General features: G+C 69.5%; 14 protein-coding genes. 9 read left to right on the top strand and 5 right to left on the bottom strand.

The features are described 5' to 3' along the window. Positions 1-49: 49 nt before the first annotated feature. From ACUZ2Y_RS27120 to ACUZ2Y_RS27110, 3 genes are all read right to left on the bottom strand, one after another. On the bottom strand, positions 50-1,657 hold the full coding sequence (locus tag ACUZ2Y_RS27120; RefSeq protein ID WP_476324159.1) for a tryptophan halogenase family protein: 1,608 nt from the start codon (positions 1,655-1,657) through the stop codon (positions 50-52). A 67-nt stretch (positions 1,658-1,724) separates the two neighbouring features. Further along, positions 1,725-2,486 (bottom strand): tryptophan 2,3-dioxygenase family protein, encoded by a 762-nt coding sequence (locus ACUZ2Y_RS27115; protein ID WP_476324157.1) that lies wholly within the window; start codon positions 2,484-2,486, stop codon positions 1,725-1,727. A 44-nt stretch (positions 2,487-2,530) separates the two neighbouring features. Then, entirely contained in the window at positions 2,531-4,153 is a 1,623-nt protein-coding gene (locus tag ACUZ2Y_RS27110; RefSeq protein ID WP_476324156.1) for a (2,3-dihydroxybenzoyl)adenylate synthase, read from the bottom strand. Positions 4,154-4,273: 120 nt separating this feature from the next. Between ACUZ2Y_RS27110 and ACUZ2Y_RS27105 the strand changes: the two genes are divergently transcribed. The 5 genes from ACUZ2Y_RS27105 (at position 4,274) to ACUZ2Y_RS27085 (ending at position 8,359) form a co-directional block, all read left to right on the top strand. After that, entirely contained in the window at positions 4,274-5,089 is an 816-nt protein-coding gene (locus ACUZ2Y_RS27105) for a thioesterase II family protein (protein WP_476324155.1), read from the top strand. Beyond that, entirely contained in the window at positions 5,086-5,832 is a 747-nt protein-coding gene (locus ACUZ2Y_RS27100; RefSeq protein ID WP_476324153.1) for an SDR family NAD(P)-dependent oxidoreductase, read from the top strand. Before ACUZ2Y_RS27105 ends, ACUZ2Y_RS27100 begins: the two co-directional genes overlap by 4 nt. A gap of 56 nt (positions 5,833-5,888) precedes the next feature. Further along, positions 5,889-7,121 (top strand): pyridoxal phosphate-dependent aminotransferase, encoded by a 1,233-nt coding sequence (locus tag ACUZ2Y_RS27095; RefSeq protein WP_476324151.1) that lies wholly within the window; start codon positions 5,889-5,891, stop codon positions 7,119-7,121. Between the two features lie 99 nt (positions 7,122-7,220). Beyond that, a complete protein-coding gene (locus tag ACUZ2Y_RS27090) occupies positions 7,221-7,778 on the top strand; it encodes a flavin reductase family protein (RefSeq protein WP_476324149.1) in 558 nt (185 codons plus the stop codon). A 56-nt stretch (positions 7,779-7,834) separates the two neighbouring features. Continuing rightward, on the top strand, positions 7,835-8,359 hold the full coding sequence (locus ACUZ2Y_RS27085; RefSeq protein WP_476324147.1) for a winged helix-turn-helix transcriptional regulator: 525 nt from the start codon (positions 7,835-7,837) through the stop codon (positions 8,357-8,359). Positions 8,360-8,368: 9 nt separating this feature from the next. On the opposite strand, the gene ACUZ2Y_RS27080 is transcribed toward ACUZ2Y_RS27085, so the two are convergent. Both ACUZ2Y_RS27080 and ACUZ2Y_RS27075 read right to left on the bottom strand, forming a co-directional pair. After that, positions 8,369-10,360, bottom strand: coding sequence for a multicopper oxidase family protein (locus tag ACUZ2Y_RS27080; RefSeq protein WP_476324145.1), 1,992 nt, complete (start codon positions 10,358-10,360; stop codon positions 8,369-8,371). Continuing rightward, entirely contained in the window at positions 10,357-10,779 is a 423-nt protein-coding gene (locus ACUZ2Y_RS27075; RefSeq protein ID WP_476324143.1) for a DUF6220 domain-containing protein, read from the bottom strand. Before ACUZ2Y_RS27075 ends, ACUZ2Y_RS27080 begins: the two co-directional genes overlap by 4 nt. Positions 10,780-10,942: 163 nt before the next feature. Here ACUZ2Y_RS27075 and ACUZ2Y_RS27070 point away from each other — a divergent pair, with 163 nt between their 5' ends. The 4 genes from ACUZ2Y_RS27070 (at position 10,943) to ACUZ2Y_RS27055 (ending at position 15,755) form a co-directional block, all read left to right on the top strand. Further along, positions 10,943-12,166, top strand: a complete 1,224-nt coding sequence (locus ACUZ2Y_RS27070; protein WP_476324141.1) for a sensor histidine kinase — start codon at positions 10,943-10,945, stop codon at positions 12,164-12,166. Next, positions 12,163-12,840: a response regulator transcription factor gene (locus ACUZ2Y_RS27065; protein ID WP_476324139.1), complete on the top strand. Its 678-nt coding sequence runs from the start codon at positions 12,163-12,165 to the stop codon at positions 12,838-12,840. Before ACUZ2Y_RS27070 ends, ACUZ2Y_RS27065 begins: the two co-directional genes overlap by 4 nt. Positions 12,841-12,941: 101 nt before the next feature. Beyond that, the gene (locus ACUZ2Y_RS27060) at positions 12,942-14,153 is read left to right on the top strand and encodes a cytochrome P450 (RefSeq protein ID WP_476324137.1); all 1,212 of its coding nucleotides are present in this window, start codon (positions 12,942-12,944) and stop codon (positions 14,151-14,153) included. A 27-nt stretch (positions 14,154-14,180) separates the two neighbouring features. Next, the gene (locus ACUZ2Y_RS27055; protein WP_476324136.1) at positions 14,181-15,755 is read left to right on the top strand and encodes a flavin-containing monooxygenase; all 1,575 of its coding nucleotides are present in this window, start codon (positions 14,181-14,183) and stop codon (positions 15,753-15,755) included. Positions 15,756-15,770 lie beyond the last annotated feature (15 nt).

Genomic DNA, 15,770 nt, shown 5'->3' with positions numbered 1-15,770 from the left:
GGGCCGGATCGCGCGGCAGCGATCCGGCCCCGGCGAACGCACGCGGGGATTACTTGGCGTTGGCGCGCATGGCCGCGAAGAACTCGTTCTGGGTCGGCAGTTCCTGAACCAGCTTGTCCGCCTTCATGCGAATGCGGTCGAACTCGACCTGCGCGGCGGTCGGGTCGGCCATGTCCAGCGCCGGAGAGTGCTTGACCTCGATGCCGCCCGCGCCGAGCAGGATGCAGTTGTAGGAGTACGGCGGCAGACCGTGGTAATGCGGGTAGACCGACTCCGCGTCCGGCACCTTGTGCTTCCAGATCTCGATGCGCTCGGCGAGCGAGTCCGGGATCTTGCGGGTCTTGGTGTCCTTCCAATACTGGTTGTCGGCCCGCTTCGCGGCGACATAGTGCAAGCACAGGAACTCGCGGACACCCTCCATCACGTGCTCGATCGAGCGGTTGAACGCGTCGCGGCGCACGTCGTCGTCGCGGCCGCCCGGGAAGTACCGGACGATCTGCTCGATGGCGTGGTGGATGAAGAAGATGCCGGTCGACTCCAAGGGCTCGACGAAGCCGCTGGCCAGGCCGATCCCGACGACGTTCTTCACCCAGGAGCGCCTGCTGCGGCCGATGCGCATCTTGATGTGGTTGGCCGGGACATCCGCGGCCTCGGGGCCGACGAAATCGCGCAGGGTCTTCTCAGCCTCCTCGGCCGAGAGGTACTCGTCGGCGTAGACGTAGCCGGTGCCGATGCGGCTGATCAGCGGGATCGTCCAGATCCAGCCCGCTTCCTGCGCGGTCGCGGTGGTGCACGGCCGGATCGACTTGCGCTCCATGTCCAGCGGGACCTGGAGAGCGACCGCGCTGTTGTTGGGCAGGGTGTCCTGAAAGGACACGAACGGCTCGCCGAGGGCCTGCTTCAGCAGCAGCGCGCGGAAACCGGTGCAGTCGACGTAGAGGTCGCCGGACAGCGTCCCGTTCTCCGCGGTGTTCACGTGCGTGACGAAGCCCTGATCGTCGAGCGCGACGTCGACGACGTTGTCGGTGATGTGCTTGACACCGCGGTCGGTGGCGTATTTCGTCAGGAACTTCGCCAGCAGGTGCGCCTCGAAGTGGTAGGCGTACGGGAACTGCGCGCCCTGGTACTCGGCGATGTTCGACCGCGCCGACTGGCTGTCGCCGACGTTCTCGAACACGCCTTGGGCCAGCGGGGTGCCGTCGGCGTAGCGGGGCGAGCGCTCGGCGTCGCACAGCGCGGCCATGACGAAACAGTCGCGGTCGAACCGGCTCGACTGCGGCATCCGCAGCCACCAGTCGCTCAGCGAGAAGCCGTCGACCGACCCGAGTTGCTCGAACGGGTGGTAGAAGTGGTGGCCGGGCTCGCGCCAGTTCTCGAACCGCACCCCGAGCTTGTAGGTGGCGTTGCAGGCGGGCATCCAGTCGGACTCCTCCAGACGGAGGAACTCGAAGAAGTGCCGGATGTCGCTGAAAGTCGCCTCACCGACGCCGATGGCGCCGATGTGGGCCGACTCGACGACGGTGACGTCGATGCGGTCGCCGAATGCGGCTTTCATGTAGGCGGCGGTCATCCAGCCTGCCGTGCCGCCACCGACGATGACGACGCTCTTGGTCTTGCCGGGGTCGGTCAGGTTGGCGGCAGCGCCACTTTTCATCATGACTGCGTTCTCCTTAACAGTTGACTCGCTTGGTGTTCGGTGATCGCGTGGTATTCGGTGAGGTGGGTCAGGCCCAGCCGCCCGCGCCCGACACCGGGTCCTCGCCGTCGCTCCACTCGTGCCGAGGAAAGACCTCGGGGAACAACGTTCGTTTGGTCGATCGCCACAGGTACGCCGCACCCGACGAACCGGCTGTGCCCTGCGCGCCGTCAAGGAACTTCTCCGCCAGGCCGGCGTGCTGGGCCCGCCACGCCCGCACCGAGTCGTCGAGGTTCGACAACGCGTCTTCGACGCGTCGGACAAGGGAAAAACCAGGTTCCCTCGCGTCGACGCCCGCCCGCTCCCGATACTCGACAAAGGCGGCGCCCAGGGATTTCTCATCCAGGCGTGCCACCAGCTTGGCCCGCTCGCCGTCGCTGAGTCCCGAGATGTTCAGGAACCGCGGATCCCTCGCACCGCAAAGGAATTCGATCTCGCGGTACTGGGCCGATTGGAGCCCGCTGGAGGTCCCGAGCGTCGCCCGGATCTCGTCGAAGGATTCAGGGGTCAGCGTCGTCAACACGGCGAAATGCTCGGCGACGACCCGCATCAGGTGGGGCAGCCGTTCGAGCGGCGCGACCGCCGCGAGCCCGTCGTCGCGGGTCAGCGCGTCTCGCGCCTGCTCGATGTGGCGCAGCACCACGGCGAACCAGATCTCACAGGACTGGTGCGCCGCGAAGAACAGCGAGCGGTCCGGCGTGTCGTGCACGCAGGCCAGTTCGAGGAACTCGTCCAGGCGCAGGATTTCCCTATAGGCCGGGAAGTCGCCTGTGTGTACCGGCTTGGTCATCGCGTAAGTCCCTTCTCACCGGCCATTGCGGCGCGGACGGGCGGTCAACTGCTCTGCGGCTGCGTCAGGCTTGAGCGCAGCGCGTTCTTGTCGACCTTTCCGACGGGCGTGCGGGGGAGATCGGGTACGACGATCAGCTCGTCCGGCAGCTTGTACGAGGCCAGGCCGCGTCCGCGGATGTGCTCACGGATCGCCCGCAGCGTCAGCGGTGTGGCGGTGTCGGCGTCGACGGCCATCACCACGAAGACGCAGAGGCGTTCGTCGCGCCGCTCATCGGGGACGCCGACCACGGCGGTGTCGCGGATCCGCGAGTGGGTCAGCACGTGGCTCTCCACTTCCTCCGCGGAGACCTTCTCGCCGAGGTGGTGGATGATGTCCTTGAGCCTGCCCTCGATGACGAGGTTGCCGTCCTCGGTCAGCCTGGCCAGGTCACCGGAGCGGTAGAAGCACTCGGCGGTGAACGAGCGGCGGTTGACCTCGGGCGCGGCGAAGTATCCGCGGATCGTGTAGGGGCCGCGGGTCAGCAGCTCGCCGGTCACGCCCGCGGGAACGTCGTTGTCCTCGGCGTCGACGATGCGGATCTCGTCCTCGGGGCAGATCGGCCTGCCCTCACAGGTGTGGACAAGCTCGATCGGGTCGCTGAGGCGGGTGGAGGTGATCAGGCCCTCGCCGATGCCGTAGACGTTCATCAGGCGGCAACCCAGGCTCGTCGACACCCGCTCCACCGCTGTGGCGCTGAACTTCGAGCTGCCGACCTGGATCACCATGCCGGTCATGTCGACGGGCATGGTCTGGGCGGCCTCGGCCCACAACAGCGCCAGCGCGGGCACCAGCGCGGTGTGCGTGACGCCCTCGCTCGTGATCAGCGGGAACACCATCTCGGGGCTGGGATTGCCCGCCAGCACGACCTTCCCGCCGACGACCAACGCGCCGAGCGCGCCGGGGCAGCCGAGCGCGGCGTTGTGCGGGACGGGGTTCGCGGCGAGGTAGACGCCGTCCTCGTCGAACTCGACCACCTCGGCGCACGCGAACATGTTGTAGGCGTAGTCGTCGTGGGTCCGGGGAATCAGCTTCGGCACACCGGTGGTCCCGCCGGACAGCAGCAGCAGCGCCACCTCGGCGGCGTCGACGGGCGGCAAGTCCTTGATCTCGGACTCGGCCAGGGCGGCGAGGGCGGTGAACTCGTCGGCGTCGCCGACGATCACGACGTGCTTGAGGTGCGGCGCGTCGGCCTGGACCTCGCGGGCCAGCGCGCGGAAGTCGAAGCCCTGAAACCGGTCGGGGCCGACATAGCCCACGGCGCCCGAGGCGATCGCGAGCTGGGTGATCTCGTCGCGGCGGTGCCCGGGCAGGGCCATCACGGGAATCGCGCCGAGCCGGAACAGACCGACCATCGTGGTGAGGAACTCGATGATGTTCGGCAGGTGCAGCATCACCCGGTCGCCGGAGCCGACGCCGAGCCCGGCCAGGCCGGAGGCGATCCGGTCGGCCTCGTCGAGGAGTTCGGAGTAGGTGACCCGACGGGTCGCGTCGACCGCGGCGATCTTGTCAGGATGACGCTTGGCGCTCTCGGCGACGAGCTGCCCGAGGGCGACGCCTTTCCAGTAGCCCGCGCTCCGGTAGCGCGCGGCGAGATCAGGTGGCCACGACACGAACCCGTCCAGCATGTGTCCTCCTCGGTTGCGACACCTCCAGACTCGTCAGACCGCCCCGGGGCCGCACCGAGCCCCGACAGAGCTTTGAAAGTTTGCGGCGAGCGGGCCAGTGCCATCGTGACCCTCGATCGTGTGAACCGCGCACGCACACGTGACCGAGGTTGGGTACGGGCCATCACCAGTCGGGAGGGCGCAGCTGTCCGACTCCTCTGTTTCCCGCATTCCGGCGGCTCGGCGGCGACCTTCCGCGGCTGGGCGACGGCGCTGCCCGAGGACATCCAGCTCTTCGCGGTGCAGTACCCCGGCCACGCGGACCGGATCGCCGAAGACCCAGCGGACGGCGTGGCCGAGATGGCCTCGTGTGTGGCTGCGGAACTCGCCCGACTCGGCCCGGCGGACTGGGCGCTGTTCGGCCACAGCTTCGGCTCACTGGTCGCCTACGAGACGGCGCGGGTGCTCCAGGACGACGGCGGGCCCGCGCGGGCGCTGTTCGTCTCGGGCGCCCGCGCACCTCGGCACGCGGGCGGCGGGACCACCCACCGCGGCTCCGACGACGACCTCTGGTCGGCTGTGCGCGAACTCGGGGGGATCGAGCCGGAGGTCGCTGACGACCCCGACTTGCGAAACCTGCTGCTACCGGTGTTGCGGGCGGACATCGCCCTGCACGAGACTTACGCGCCCGATCCGCACGCGCCGCCGCTGACGTGCCCGGTCCGCGCCTACCGCAACACCGAGGACCCGTTGGTCGACGCCGAGGCGGTGGCGATGTGGGCCTCGGTGGGCGGCTGCGAGTTCGGCACGCGGGCCTGGCCGGGCGGCCATTTCGCGTTCGCCGAGAATTCGGCGGAGCTGATCGCCGACATCGTCGACTGCCTGGCCCCCCGCCCCGGGAACACCGAGAACACCGGAGACACCGAGAGCGCCAGGAACGCCGAGGTGGCGCGGTGAGCCTCGACGGGAAGTCGGTCGTGGTCACGGGCGCGGCCACCGGCATCGGCCGGGGAATCGCCGAGTGCCTGCTGAAGTCGGGCGCTCTCGTCACCGTCGTCGGTCGCCGCGAGGAGCCCCTGCGCGACTTGGCGGACCGCTACGGCGACGCCGTCGCGATCGCGGCGCGCGATGTCAGCGCCGCCGGTGCGGCCGAGCGGATCGTCGCGACGGCGACCGGCCGGTTCGGCGTACTCGACGCGGTGGTGAACAACGCGGGCATGGCGCGCTTCGGCCCGCTCGGCGTGGCCGACCCCGAGGACTTCGACGCGATGTTCGCCGTCAACGTCCGCGCGCCCGCCGAGCTGATCAGGTGCGCGCTGCCGGAGCTTCGGGCCCGCAAGGGCAGCGTCGTCAACATCTCCTCGGTCGGCGGTGTGCTGTCCATGCCGGGCCGGGCGTACTACGGCGCCACCAAGGCGGCCCTCAACAGCCTCACCCGCTCGCTGGCGCGCGAACTCGCGCCGGACGTCCGGGTGAACGCGATCCTGCCCGGGCCGGTGGACACCCCGATGTGGTCGGCGACCGGCCTCGACAGCGCGGGAATCGACCGGCTGAGGGTGGATCTGGTCGCTTCGACCCCCATGGGCCGCTTCGGCGAAGAGGCGGAGATCGGACGCTGGGTCGGGTTGCTGCTCGACCCCGAACTGTCGGGGTGGGTCACCGGCGCACTGATCCCCATCGACGGTGGTCGCACCGCATGACCGACCACGACCAGCCCTGCACGAATCAGCCTATCGGATCAGAAGGTGGTACCAGCGTGAGTCCAGACATCCTGTCCGCCGCGGGATCGATCCCCTCATCGTGCCTGCACGCCATATTCCGGGAGGCCGAGGCGCGGGAGCGGCAGACCGGCGACGAGGTCGTCAAGCTGCACGTCGGCGAGCCGTACTACACCCCGACCGATGACGTGGCCGAGGCGTTCGTCGCCGCCGTCAGGCGCGGCGACACCCGCTACATGGGCATCGAGGGTCTCGCCGAACTGCGTGAGGCGATCGTCGAGAAACTGCGCGACGACAACGGCATCGACACCACGGCGTCGCGGGTGCTGATCACGCCGGGGTCCTGCCAGGGGTTGTTCTCGCTGCTGAAGACGCTTGCCGAGCCCGGCGCCGAGATCCTCCTGCCGGAACTGCACTGGCCGGTGCACCTGCAGCAGGCGCTGCTCGCGGGCTTTCGGCCCGTGCTCTACCCGCTGGGGAAGGACTTCCGGCCCGACCCCGACGTGATCGCCGCCGCCGCGACCCCGCGCACCAAGGTGATGCTGATCAACTCGCCCGCCAACCCGACGGGCGTCGTGCTCGACGCCGACGAGATCGGCGCCCTGCTCGGGCTGGCTCGCGACCGCGGCTGGCACGTCATCAGCGACGAGGCCTACGAGCACTTCTGCTACGAGAACGAACACCTGTCGGTGGCCTCGCTCGAGCGCGATCTGCCCGTCGACGAGCGGATCGTGCACAGCGTGTTCACGTTCTCGAAGAGCTTCGCCATGACCGGCTACCGCCTCGGCTACGTCGCGCCGGCCAACGACCGGGCAGCCGACGTGATGAAAGTCGTGCAGGAAGCCAACATCATCGGCACCTCGACCCCGGTGCAGCACGCGGGCATCGCCGCGCTGGAAAGCCGGGCCGACGCCGCGGCGACCAACCGCAAGGCGGTGCAGCGCAACCGGGATGTCGCGCTGCCCGCGCTCGCCGAGGCCGGGTTGCTGCGTGAGCTGCCCGCCGGCGGGTGGTACGCGATGCTGGACGTGGCCAAGACCGGGCTCGACGCCGAGACATTCGCGATGCGCCTGCTGGAGAGCAAGGGAGTCGCCGTGGTTCCCGGCAACGGCTTCGCCATGCGCCCGACACTCGACGAGCAGGGCAGGATCGTCTCCCACGACTACGCGCCCTGGGCCAGGAGCCTGATCCGGATCGCCTTCTGTGTCGACCCGGTGCGGCTCGAGACCGGGGTTCGGCTGCTGCTCGAATTCGTGGACGAATGCGTCTGACCGGCGAGTTCTCGGCAGCGCCACCGCCGTGCGCGACCACCGAACGCCTCGAGGACCCAGTGGCCCGAAGCCAGTGGCCCAAGGAGGAGGTACCAGACCATGCCGGATCCGTTGACCGCCCCGGCTCCGTACACCCACGTCGACCCGGCGCAGTTCCGGTCCCTCATGACCACCCATCCGGCCGCGGTGGCCATCGTGACCACCTCCGGGCCGGATGGCGAGCCGTGGGGCATGACCTGCTCGTCGGTGTGCAGCGTGTCGCTGAGGCCGCCGACTCTCCTGGCGTGCCTGCGCGCGGAGAGCCCGACCCTGGCGGCGCTGCTCGAACGGAACGCGTTCGCCGTGAACCTGCTGCACGACCAGGCCGAACGGGCGGCGAAGCTGTTCGCCTCCGGTGACGCCGACCGGTTCGACAAGATCGTCTGGATCAGGGATCCAGACACCGGTGTGCCGCAACTGATCGAGGACGCCCACACGGTCGCGGCCTGCCGGGTCAGCGCGACGCTGTCGGTCGGCGACCACGTGGTGGTCTTCGGCGACGTCGTCGGCGTGACCACACACGCCGACGATGAGCCGAGCCCACTGCTGTACGGGATGCGGCGGTACTGGTCGCTGAACGGCCCCAACCCGCCCGACAAGGGCACCGACCGAAAGTAGGCCACCGGCCCAGCCGGCCCCATGCCCACGTCCGCCAGAACCCGTTGGAGCGAAACATGACCGCCGACCTGAGCGACACCCGGCAGGGCGCACGCCTGCCGGGCCCGAAGTCCCGCGTCCCCGACTGCCCGCTGGGACGGGCCGTCGAGGTGATCGGCCACTGGTGGACGCTGGAGATCGTGCACGAGGTCTTCGACGGCCACACCCGGTTCGCGGCGATCCAGCGCAACCTCACCACCGCGCCGGACGTGCTGCGGGAGCGGATCGGTGACCTCGTGGCCAAGGGCCTGCTGGAGATCGTCGACACCGTCGCCGAAGACCCCGAATACCTGCTGACCGACCTCGGCCGTGCGCTGCGCCCGGTCCTGCTGGTCATGGCCGCGTTCGGGAACCACCGGCTGGCCGAGGAGGACCGCGGCCTCGTCCTGGTCGACGCGCAGTCGGGGGCGCCGGTGGACCCGGTCGTGGTGGACTGGGTCACCGGCGTGCGGGTGGACACACCCGGGTATGTCTTCGCCCAGGGTCCCCGGGCGGGCGCGCTGATCAGGGCGCGTTACCCGCGGATCCCGCGGCTGGGCTGACCCGGCTGCCTATGACAGGAGGGGTGCGCCATGGTGGCCCGAGTGCCCGCCGCCGAACGGGGACGTGACGCCGTCGTAGCGCAGGCGCAGCATCATGCCCTGGTCGGCGTGCGGGAGGTTGTGGCAGTGGTTCATCCAGATGCCGGGGTTGGCGGCCTTGAACGCGACCTCCCACACCTCACCCGGCCGCACGTCGAAGGTGTCGACCCACAGCGGGCTGCCCGACGGCACGCCGTCCCTGGACAGGATCAGCACGGGATGGCCGTGCAGGTGCCAGGGATGGGTCTCGAGGCTCCGGTTCACGACGGTGAACCGGACGGTGTCGCCCTCGGCGACGAGCTGGTCCGGGATCGACGGGTGCCCGACGCCGTTGACGGTCTGCGCGTACGACGGTGAGCCGTCGACAATGGCCAGCCCTCGGCCCAACACCAGGGTGAAGTGCCGGTTCGCGGCCTCGGGGCGCAGTGCGACCGCGGCGGGAGTGCCGTATGCCAGCAGGTCGAGTTCCGGCCACGCCCCCGTGTCCTGGCCGGTGACGGTGTCGTCGCGCGTGCCGGCCTTGGGCAGCACCCACACCTTGGCGGTGTCGCCGTCGACCGCGAGCACCACCGGCCCGGCAGGCATGGTGAACACGACGTCGTAGCGGCCGGAGGCGGCCAGCCGAAGCAGCTTCTCGCTGATCTCACCCGGCCCGTTGAGGTCGCGGCCGTCCACGGCCACGAGTGTGAACGGGGTGCCTGACAAGGCGAACCGGTGCGGGTCGGAGTCGGTGTTGATCAGCCGCAGCCGAACCTTCGTGCCCGGCGCCGCGACGTGCTCGGCGCCGCCGGAGATCACGGTGGCGCCACCATCGAAGGTATGCACGGCAAGGGGAAGGTCGAGCGCACCCTCGCCACCGCCTTCCTCACGGGGCTTCACGACCAGCGTGCCGTAGAGACCGCGGCGGACGTTGACGTGCGACGACCGGTGGGTGTGGTACCAGTAGGTCCCGACCTGGTCGGCCCGGAACCGGTAGACGAATTCGCCACCGGGCCTGACGGTGTCCTGGGTGAGCCCTTCCGCGCCGTCCTGCGAGCACGGTACGTCGTAGCCATGCCAGTGGATGGTCACGCCGTCGTCGATGTCCTGGTTGCGGAGCTTGACCTCGATGACGTCGCCCTGCGTCGCCGTGATCGGCGGCCCGGGCAGGGTGCCGTCGAAGGTGAGCGCGTCGATCTCGCGACCGGATTCCAGCTTCACCATGGCCTTGCGCGCGGTTATGGAATGGGTGCGGACGACGCCGCCGGGCGCCGGGTCTTGGAGGCCACGCAGGTCGGCGACCGAGATGGTCGGCACCGAGGCCGGGCCGGGCCCGCCGCCCAGTGTCGCGTTCGTGCCGGGGGTCAGTGCCAAGCCGATCCCGGTGCCGCCCGCGCCGACCGCGACGACCCCGCCCGCGACGACGAGGAACCGGCGGCGGGTCAACTCCGACGGGGTGGGCACCGCCGTGGACGCCGTGTCCGCGCTCCCGGACTTGTCCTCATCCGGGTTCGTCAGCACGCGCGCGGTCAGCATCGTGGCCGCGACGACGACCGCGGGTGCGATCAGCGCGGTCGAGGGAGTCAGGGGGTAGCCGATGATGAACGCCACCGCGAACGAGACCAGTGCGGTGAACGCGGCGGCGAACAACGCGACGACGCCCGCGGCGGTGTCCCCGGAGCGACTGGTGTCCCGCGACCGGGCGGCGGCGCGCAGTCGGGGCCCGGCGAGCACCGCGGCGGCTATCGCCGCGACACCGAGGATCGGAAGGCCGAAGACCACCTTCTCCTCGACGAACCACCAGCCGCGCCCGGCCAGCGGCACGATCGAGACCGCCCTGATTACGGTCACGACCAGCGCGACCACCAGCAGGAGGAAGGCGGGCTTGGCCCGCATCGCCGCGGTGACGGCGGCGGCGAACCACGCGATCACGGTGAGCGCCGCGATCGCGTGGTCCAGGATGAGCAGCGTGCCGGTCGTCATGACGAGACTGCGGCCGGTTCCGCCGCCGTCTTCCATGCGGTCTGCCGGAACGTCCGCACGAGCATGACGGCGATGCCCATGATGATCACCCCGTTCACCGCGTGCAGACCGAAGATGTAGTTGCCCGCGTCGGATCCGCCGTCGGCGATCGACTTCGAGACCTCGCGGATCAGGGACTGGACGAGCACCAGCACGGCGACCAAACCCGACATCCCGATCAGCTTGCCGGGGAATCGGGCGATGGCCGCGCCGATGGTGAGCAGGACCGCGATGAGCAGGATGCCGTTGCCCAGGCCCCGGTGCAGCGCGAAGGACGCTTCCTTGGGCGCGTTGTCGAACGCGCCGCTGGCGGCGAAGTAGAACTGGACGGTGATGGCCGCGAGAAGCACGATGGCCAGGATGCTGACTGCCTTCTTCATACCGCGATCTTCCCGGCACGCCAGGGTGTCGCGCTTCCGGCGTGGAGATGAGGTCGGCTACGCCTCTGCGCGTACTGACCGGCGCTCCCGCTACGCCTGTCGTCGTAGGAGAACGCGCCATCGAACCGGAGCCGGGCAACCGCGGGTACCCTACGATCATGGTATGGATCCGCGGGTGATGTCGCGACAGATCTCCGCGTGGTTGTCGCGGCGGCCTGGCTGGTTTCTTGATGTCCTACTCGCGCTGTTCGTCACCGCGGTCCAACTCCAGAGCGCCGGCTACGCGATGGGCGCCGAACCGGTCGCCCGGCCGGTAAGCGACCTGGGCAACGCCGGCTACATCCTGCTCGCCATCAGCGGGCTCTCGGTGGCCGCCCGCCGCCGCTTGCCGGTCGTGGTCTTCGCGATCACGTCGTTGGCCAGCCTGGTGTACTTCGCGCTCGGCTTCCCCGACCGTCTGGCCTGCCTCGCGCTGTTCGTCGCCATCTACACCCTGGCCGCCCATGGCGGCCGCAGGTCGCTGCTGATCGCGGGCGTCGGCACCGGGGTGATCTCAGTCGGCTGGCTTGTCGCCGCGGCGGACATCAATCCACCCGCGGCCATCGGCTGGGTGTTCTTCCGCATCGGCGCGTCCGTCATCAGCATGACGCTCGGGGTGTCGATCAAGTCGCGCCGGGTCATCGCGGCCGACGCGCAGCAGCGGGCGGAACTCGCCGAGCGGTCCCGCGACGAGGAGGCCAGGGCCCGTGTCAACGCCGAGCGGCTGCGGATCGCCCGCGAGGTCCACGACACCGTCGCCCACGCGATCGCAATCATCAACGTGCAGTCCGGGGTGACCGCCCACGTCCTCGACAAGCGGCCGGAGCAGGCCCGCGAGGCGCTGCGCACCATCGAGGAGACCAGTTCGCGGGCGCTGCGGGAGATGCGCGCCATTCTCGGCGTGCTGCGCGACGGCGACGACCGCGAGCCCTACCCCGGCCTCGACCAGATCCACGAGCTGACCACCAAGGCCCGCGACGCCGGGCTCGAGATCGCCCTCAACCAGACCGCGCCGGAGACACCGCTGCCCAGCGCGGTCGGCAGCGCCGCCTACCGCATCGTCCAGGAGTCGATCACCAACGTGATCCGCCATGTCGGCCCGACCAAGGTCACGATCACACTCGAACCGGGGATCGACGCACTGCGCATCCGGGTCACCGACGACGGCGGCCGCGGCATCGCACGCGTCCCCTCGGCTGTGGACGCGCCCACCGCGGGCCGCGGCATCGTCGGGATGCGGGAACGCTGCAGGCTGCTCGGCGGCGAGCTCGACGCGCTGTCTCGTCCGGGCGGCGGGTTCGAGGTCACCGCCCGGCTTCCACTGGCCCCGGTCGGGGCCCGGCTGTGAACTCGGGTTCGCCGATCAAAGTGCTCCTGGCCGACGACGAAAGGCTGGTGCGGTCGGGGTTCAGGGTGCTGCTGGACTTGGAGGACGACATCACGGTGGTCGGGGAGGCCACCAATGGCGCTGAGGCCGTGGAGATGGCTCGCGCCGCCCGCCCGGACGTCGTGCTCATGGACATCCGCATGCCGCGCCTCGACGGCATCCGCGCCACGCGCGAGATCGCCGAGACGGCCGGGCTGGAGCAGGTCAAGGTCCTGATCCTGACCACGTATGACACCGACGAGAACGTGTTCGAGGCGCTGCAGGCCGGGGCGAGCGGATACCTGCTGAAGGACGCGGGCCCCGCCGAGCTGCTGCACGCCATCCGCGTGATCGCCGCCGGTGACGCGCTGCTCGCCCCACGGATCACCCGACGGCTGATCAGCCAGTTCACCGCGCAGCGGCGTGCCGCGAAGTCCGGTGAGGACCGGCTCGCGGTGCTGACCGACCGGGAGCGCGAGGTGCTCGCCTTGGTCGGACAGGGCATGAGCAACCAGGAGATCGGCGCCACGCTGTTCCTCAGTCCGGCGACCGCCCGAACGCACGTCAGCCGCATCATGGGCAAGCTCGGCGGGCGGGACCGAGCCCAACTGGTCGCGATCGCCTACCAGACCGGGCTCAGCCACTTCAGCGAGTAACGGGCCCGCGCGTCGGGTCGCGAGGCCGCGGGGCGATCCCCGGGGAAAGGAACCCGGAAGAGTTTGGGCGGCCCGTCCTCGGTGCCTGCCACGATCGGCCAATGACTCATCCCATTCTCGGCGTTCGTGCCCTGGACCTCGCCGCCCCGGCCACCTTCGTCGAGAACGACGTCCATGAGTTCTGGCGCGCGGCGCGCGCGGACAATCCCGTGTACTGGCATGAGCCCACGGACCGGAACCCTGGATTCTGGGTGGTCTCGCGCTATCGCGACATCCAGTCGCTGCTGCACCACGAGGCGCTGAGTTCCGAGCGGGGCAACGTTCTCGACGTTGTGCTGCGCGGCGGCGACTCCGCGGGCGGGAGCATGCTGGCGGTCACCGATCCGCCGCGGCACCGCCCGCTGCGCAATCTGATCTGGAGCGCGTTCACCCCCCGCGTTCTCGGTGCCGTGGTCGAAAAGGTCCGGGAGCGCACCGACGACCTGATCGCCAAGGTCGTCGAGCTGGACACCTTCGACTTCGCCACCGAGGTCGCCGAGCAGGTGCCGATGACCACGATCTGCGACCTGCTGTCGGTCCCGGCCGCGGACCGCGCCGATCTGCTGCGGTGGAACAAGATGGCGCTGTCGTCCGACCACGCGGACAGCGACGAGTTCGAGGCGCTGGGCGCCCGCAATGAGATCGTCCTCTACTTCATGGAGCTGGCCGCGCAGCGCCGGGAGAGCCCGGGCGACGACGTCATCAGCACCCTCGCGGCCGCGGAGGTCGACGGCGAGCGCCTGACGGAGGCCGAACTCGCGGTCAACTGCTACAGCCTGATCCTCGGCGGTGACGAGACCTCCCGCGTCTCGGCGATCTGCGCCGTGCTCGCCCTGATCGAGAATCCGGACCAGTGGAACGCGCTGCGCGCCGGGGAAGTGTCGTTCGAGTCCGCCGTGGAGGAGGTGCTGCGCTGGTCGTCGCCGGCGATGCACCTGGCCCGCACAGCCAAGGCGGATCTCACCATCGACGGGCACGAGGCCCGCGAGGGCGACATCCTCACCCTGTGGACCATCTCGGGCAACAACGACGAGGCGGTCTTCGATGAGCCACGCCGGTTCACCCTGTCGCGCTCGCCCAACAAACACCTCTCGTTCGGCCACGGTCCACATTTCTGCCTGGGCGCCTTCCTCGGGCGCGCGGAGCTGAACGCGCTGCTGGGGGCTCTGGTCGCCAAGGTCGGTCGGATGGAGCCGCGCGGCACGCCCCGACCGATCTACTCGAACTTCCTCAACGGCTACAAGAGTTTGCCGGTCCATTTCCAGGGCCGCTGATTCGAACCATCGAGTGCTAGGGGGGCCATGAAAAAGAACATCTGTGTGATCGGCGCGGGACCGTCCGGGTTGGTCGCGATCAAGGAACTGCTGGACGAAGGCCATTCGGTGACCTGCTTCGAACAGGCCCGTGAGCCCGGTGGCGTGTTCCGCGAGAACATCGGCGGCGGCGAGGCGGGGGCCTACGACTCGACGATGCTGACCATCTCGAACTACATGATGACGTTCTCCAGCTTCCCGCCGCCGGCGCACGAGCCCCGCCAGTTCTGGTCGGCGGCCAGGTATCGGCGGTACCTGCTGGACTTCGTCGAGACGTTCGACCTCGGCCGCACCATCCGGTACGGGACCGAGGTGCTGAGCATCGCGAAGAACAAGGCGGGCGGCTACACCGTCGACGTCGCCTCCGCCGACGACCCCCAGGCCGTTGTCGCGCACCAGTTCGACGCGATCGCCGTCTCCACGGGCACCCACCGCGTCCCGAACTACATCGACCTGCCCGGCCAGGAGGAGTTCGAGGGCGAGATCCTGCACTCGGCGCACTACCGCAACAACAAGGCTTTCGAGGGCAGGAACGTGCTCTGCGTCGGCATCGGCGAGACGGCGGCCGACGTCGTCGACGAGATCGCCCGCGTCGCCGACAGCTGCGCACTGTCGGTGCGGCGCTTCCAGCCGGTCGTGGAGCGCTACCCCGGCGGCGGCCCGCACACCAACGACGCCTTCACCTCGCACTTGCTGCTCTCGGTGCCGCTGGCCGTCGCCAACCCGTTCATCCGGTTGGGCAACAGGCGGAACCGGACGAAGGCCGCCAACCCCGTCAGCAGGGCGGTGGCCGAGTGGAACTCGAAGAACCCCGACTTCTTCAACCACTTCCTGACCAAGAACGAAGGCTTCATCCACCGGATCGTCGACGGCAAGTTGACCGTGAACGCCTCCGGTATCGAGCGGCTCGGCAAGGACTACGTCCAGTTCAAGGACGGCACGCGCAGGCAGATCGACACGATCATGCTGAACACCGGGTACCGCGAGGACTTCAATATCCTCAAGAATGTCGACGCGAGCGACGTGCGCACGATGTACAAGCACATGATCCACCCGGAGCTCGGCACCGGCGTGGTGTTCATCGGCTGGGCTCGGCCCGCCGCGGGCGGTGTGCCCGCCTGCTCGGAGATGCAGGCCCGCTACTTCGCCCTGCTGCTCAGCGGCAAGCGGGAGCTGCCCGACCGCTACCAGCTGAAGAAGCTGATCGAGCAGCAGTCGTCCTACGAGGACGCCGTGTTCCACGGCAACCCGGACCTGCGGACTCTGGTGCACTACAACCACTACATGCTCGACTTCTCGAAGGTGCTCGGATGCTCGCCGTGGCGTGCCGCCGCCTTCAAGGACCCCCGCCTGGTCTACCGCCTGTTCGTGGGTTCCCAGATGCCCACCGTGTTCCGCCTGTTCGGCCCGCACGCCGACTTCGAGGCCTCGCGGCGCTCGATCATGAGCGTGCCGGTGGCGTTCAAGCCGGGAATGGTCATCGGCGCCCTGGCCGTGATCGCGGTGTCACGGGTGCTGATCGCCCTGCGCCTGATGAAGCCGGACCCGGTCTACGGCGGCTGATCGCACGCCCCGCAC

The organism is Actinokineospora sp. UV203, from assembly GCF_056323665.1.
Note: the sequence above shows the minus strand (reverse complement) of the source record. Positions and strands in the feature narration are given on the sequence as shown.

What these genes read in the sequence shown, in the direction of transcription:
- ACUZ2Y_RS27120 (WP_476324159.1), bottom strand. Translation starts at nt 1,657, where the DNA reads ATGATGAAAAGTGGCGCTGCCGCCAACCTGACCGACCCCGGCAAGACC.
- ACUZ2Y_RS27115 (WP_476324157.1), bottom strand. Translation starts at nt 2,486, where the DNA reads ATGACCAAGCCGGTACACACAGGCGACTTCCCGGCCTATAGGGAAATC.
- ACUZ2Y_RS27090 (WP_476324149.1), top strand. Translation starts at nt 7,221, where the DNA reads ATGCCGGATCCGTTGACCGCCCCGGCTCCGTACACCCACGTCGACCCG.
- ACUZ2Y_RS27055 (WP_476324136.1), top strand. Translation starts at nt 14,181, where the DNA reads ATGAAAAAGAACATCTGTGTGATCGGCGCGGGACCGTCCGGGTTGGTC.
- ACUZ2Y_RS27070 (WP_476324141.1), top strand. Translation starts at nt 10,943, where the DNA reads ATGGATCCGCGGGTGATGTCGCGACAGATCTCCGCGTGGTTGTCGCGG.
- ACUZ2Y_RS27075 (WP_476324143.1), bottom strand. Translation starts at nt 10,779, where the DNA reads ATGAAGAAGGCAGTCAGCATCCTGGCCATCGTGCTTCTCGCGGCCATC.
- ACUZ2Y_RS27060 (WP_476324137.1), top strand. Translation starts at nt 12,942, where the DNA reads ATGACTCATCCCATTCTCGGCGTTCGTGCCCTGGACCTCGCCGCCCCG.
- ACUZ2Y_RS27080 (WP_476324145.1), bottom strand. Translation starts at nt 10,360, where the DNA reads ATGACGACCGGCACGCTGCTCATCCTGGACCACGCGATCGCGGCGCTC.
- ACUZ2Y_RS27085 (WP_476324147.1), top strand. Translation starts at nt 7,835, where the DNA reads ATGACCGCCGACCTGAGCGACACCCGGCAGGGCGCACGCCTGCCGGGC.
- ACUZ2Y_RS27110 (WP_476324156.1), bottom strand. Translation starts at nt 4,153, where the DNA reads ATGCTGGACGGGTTCGTGTCGTGGCCACCTGATCTCGCCGCGCGCTAC.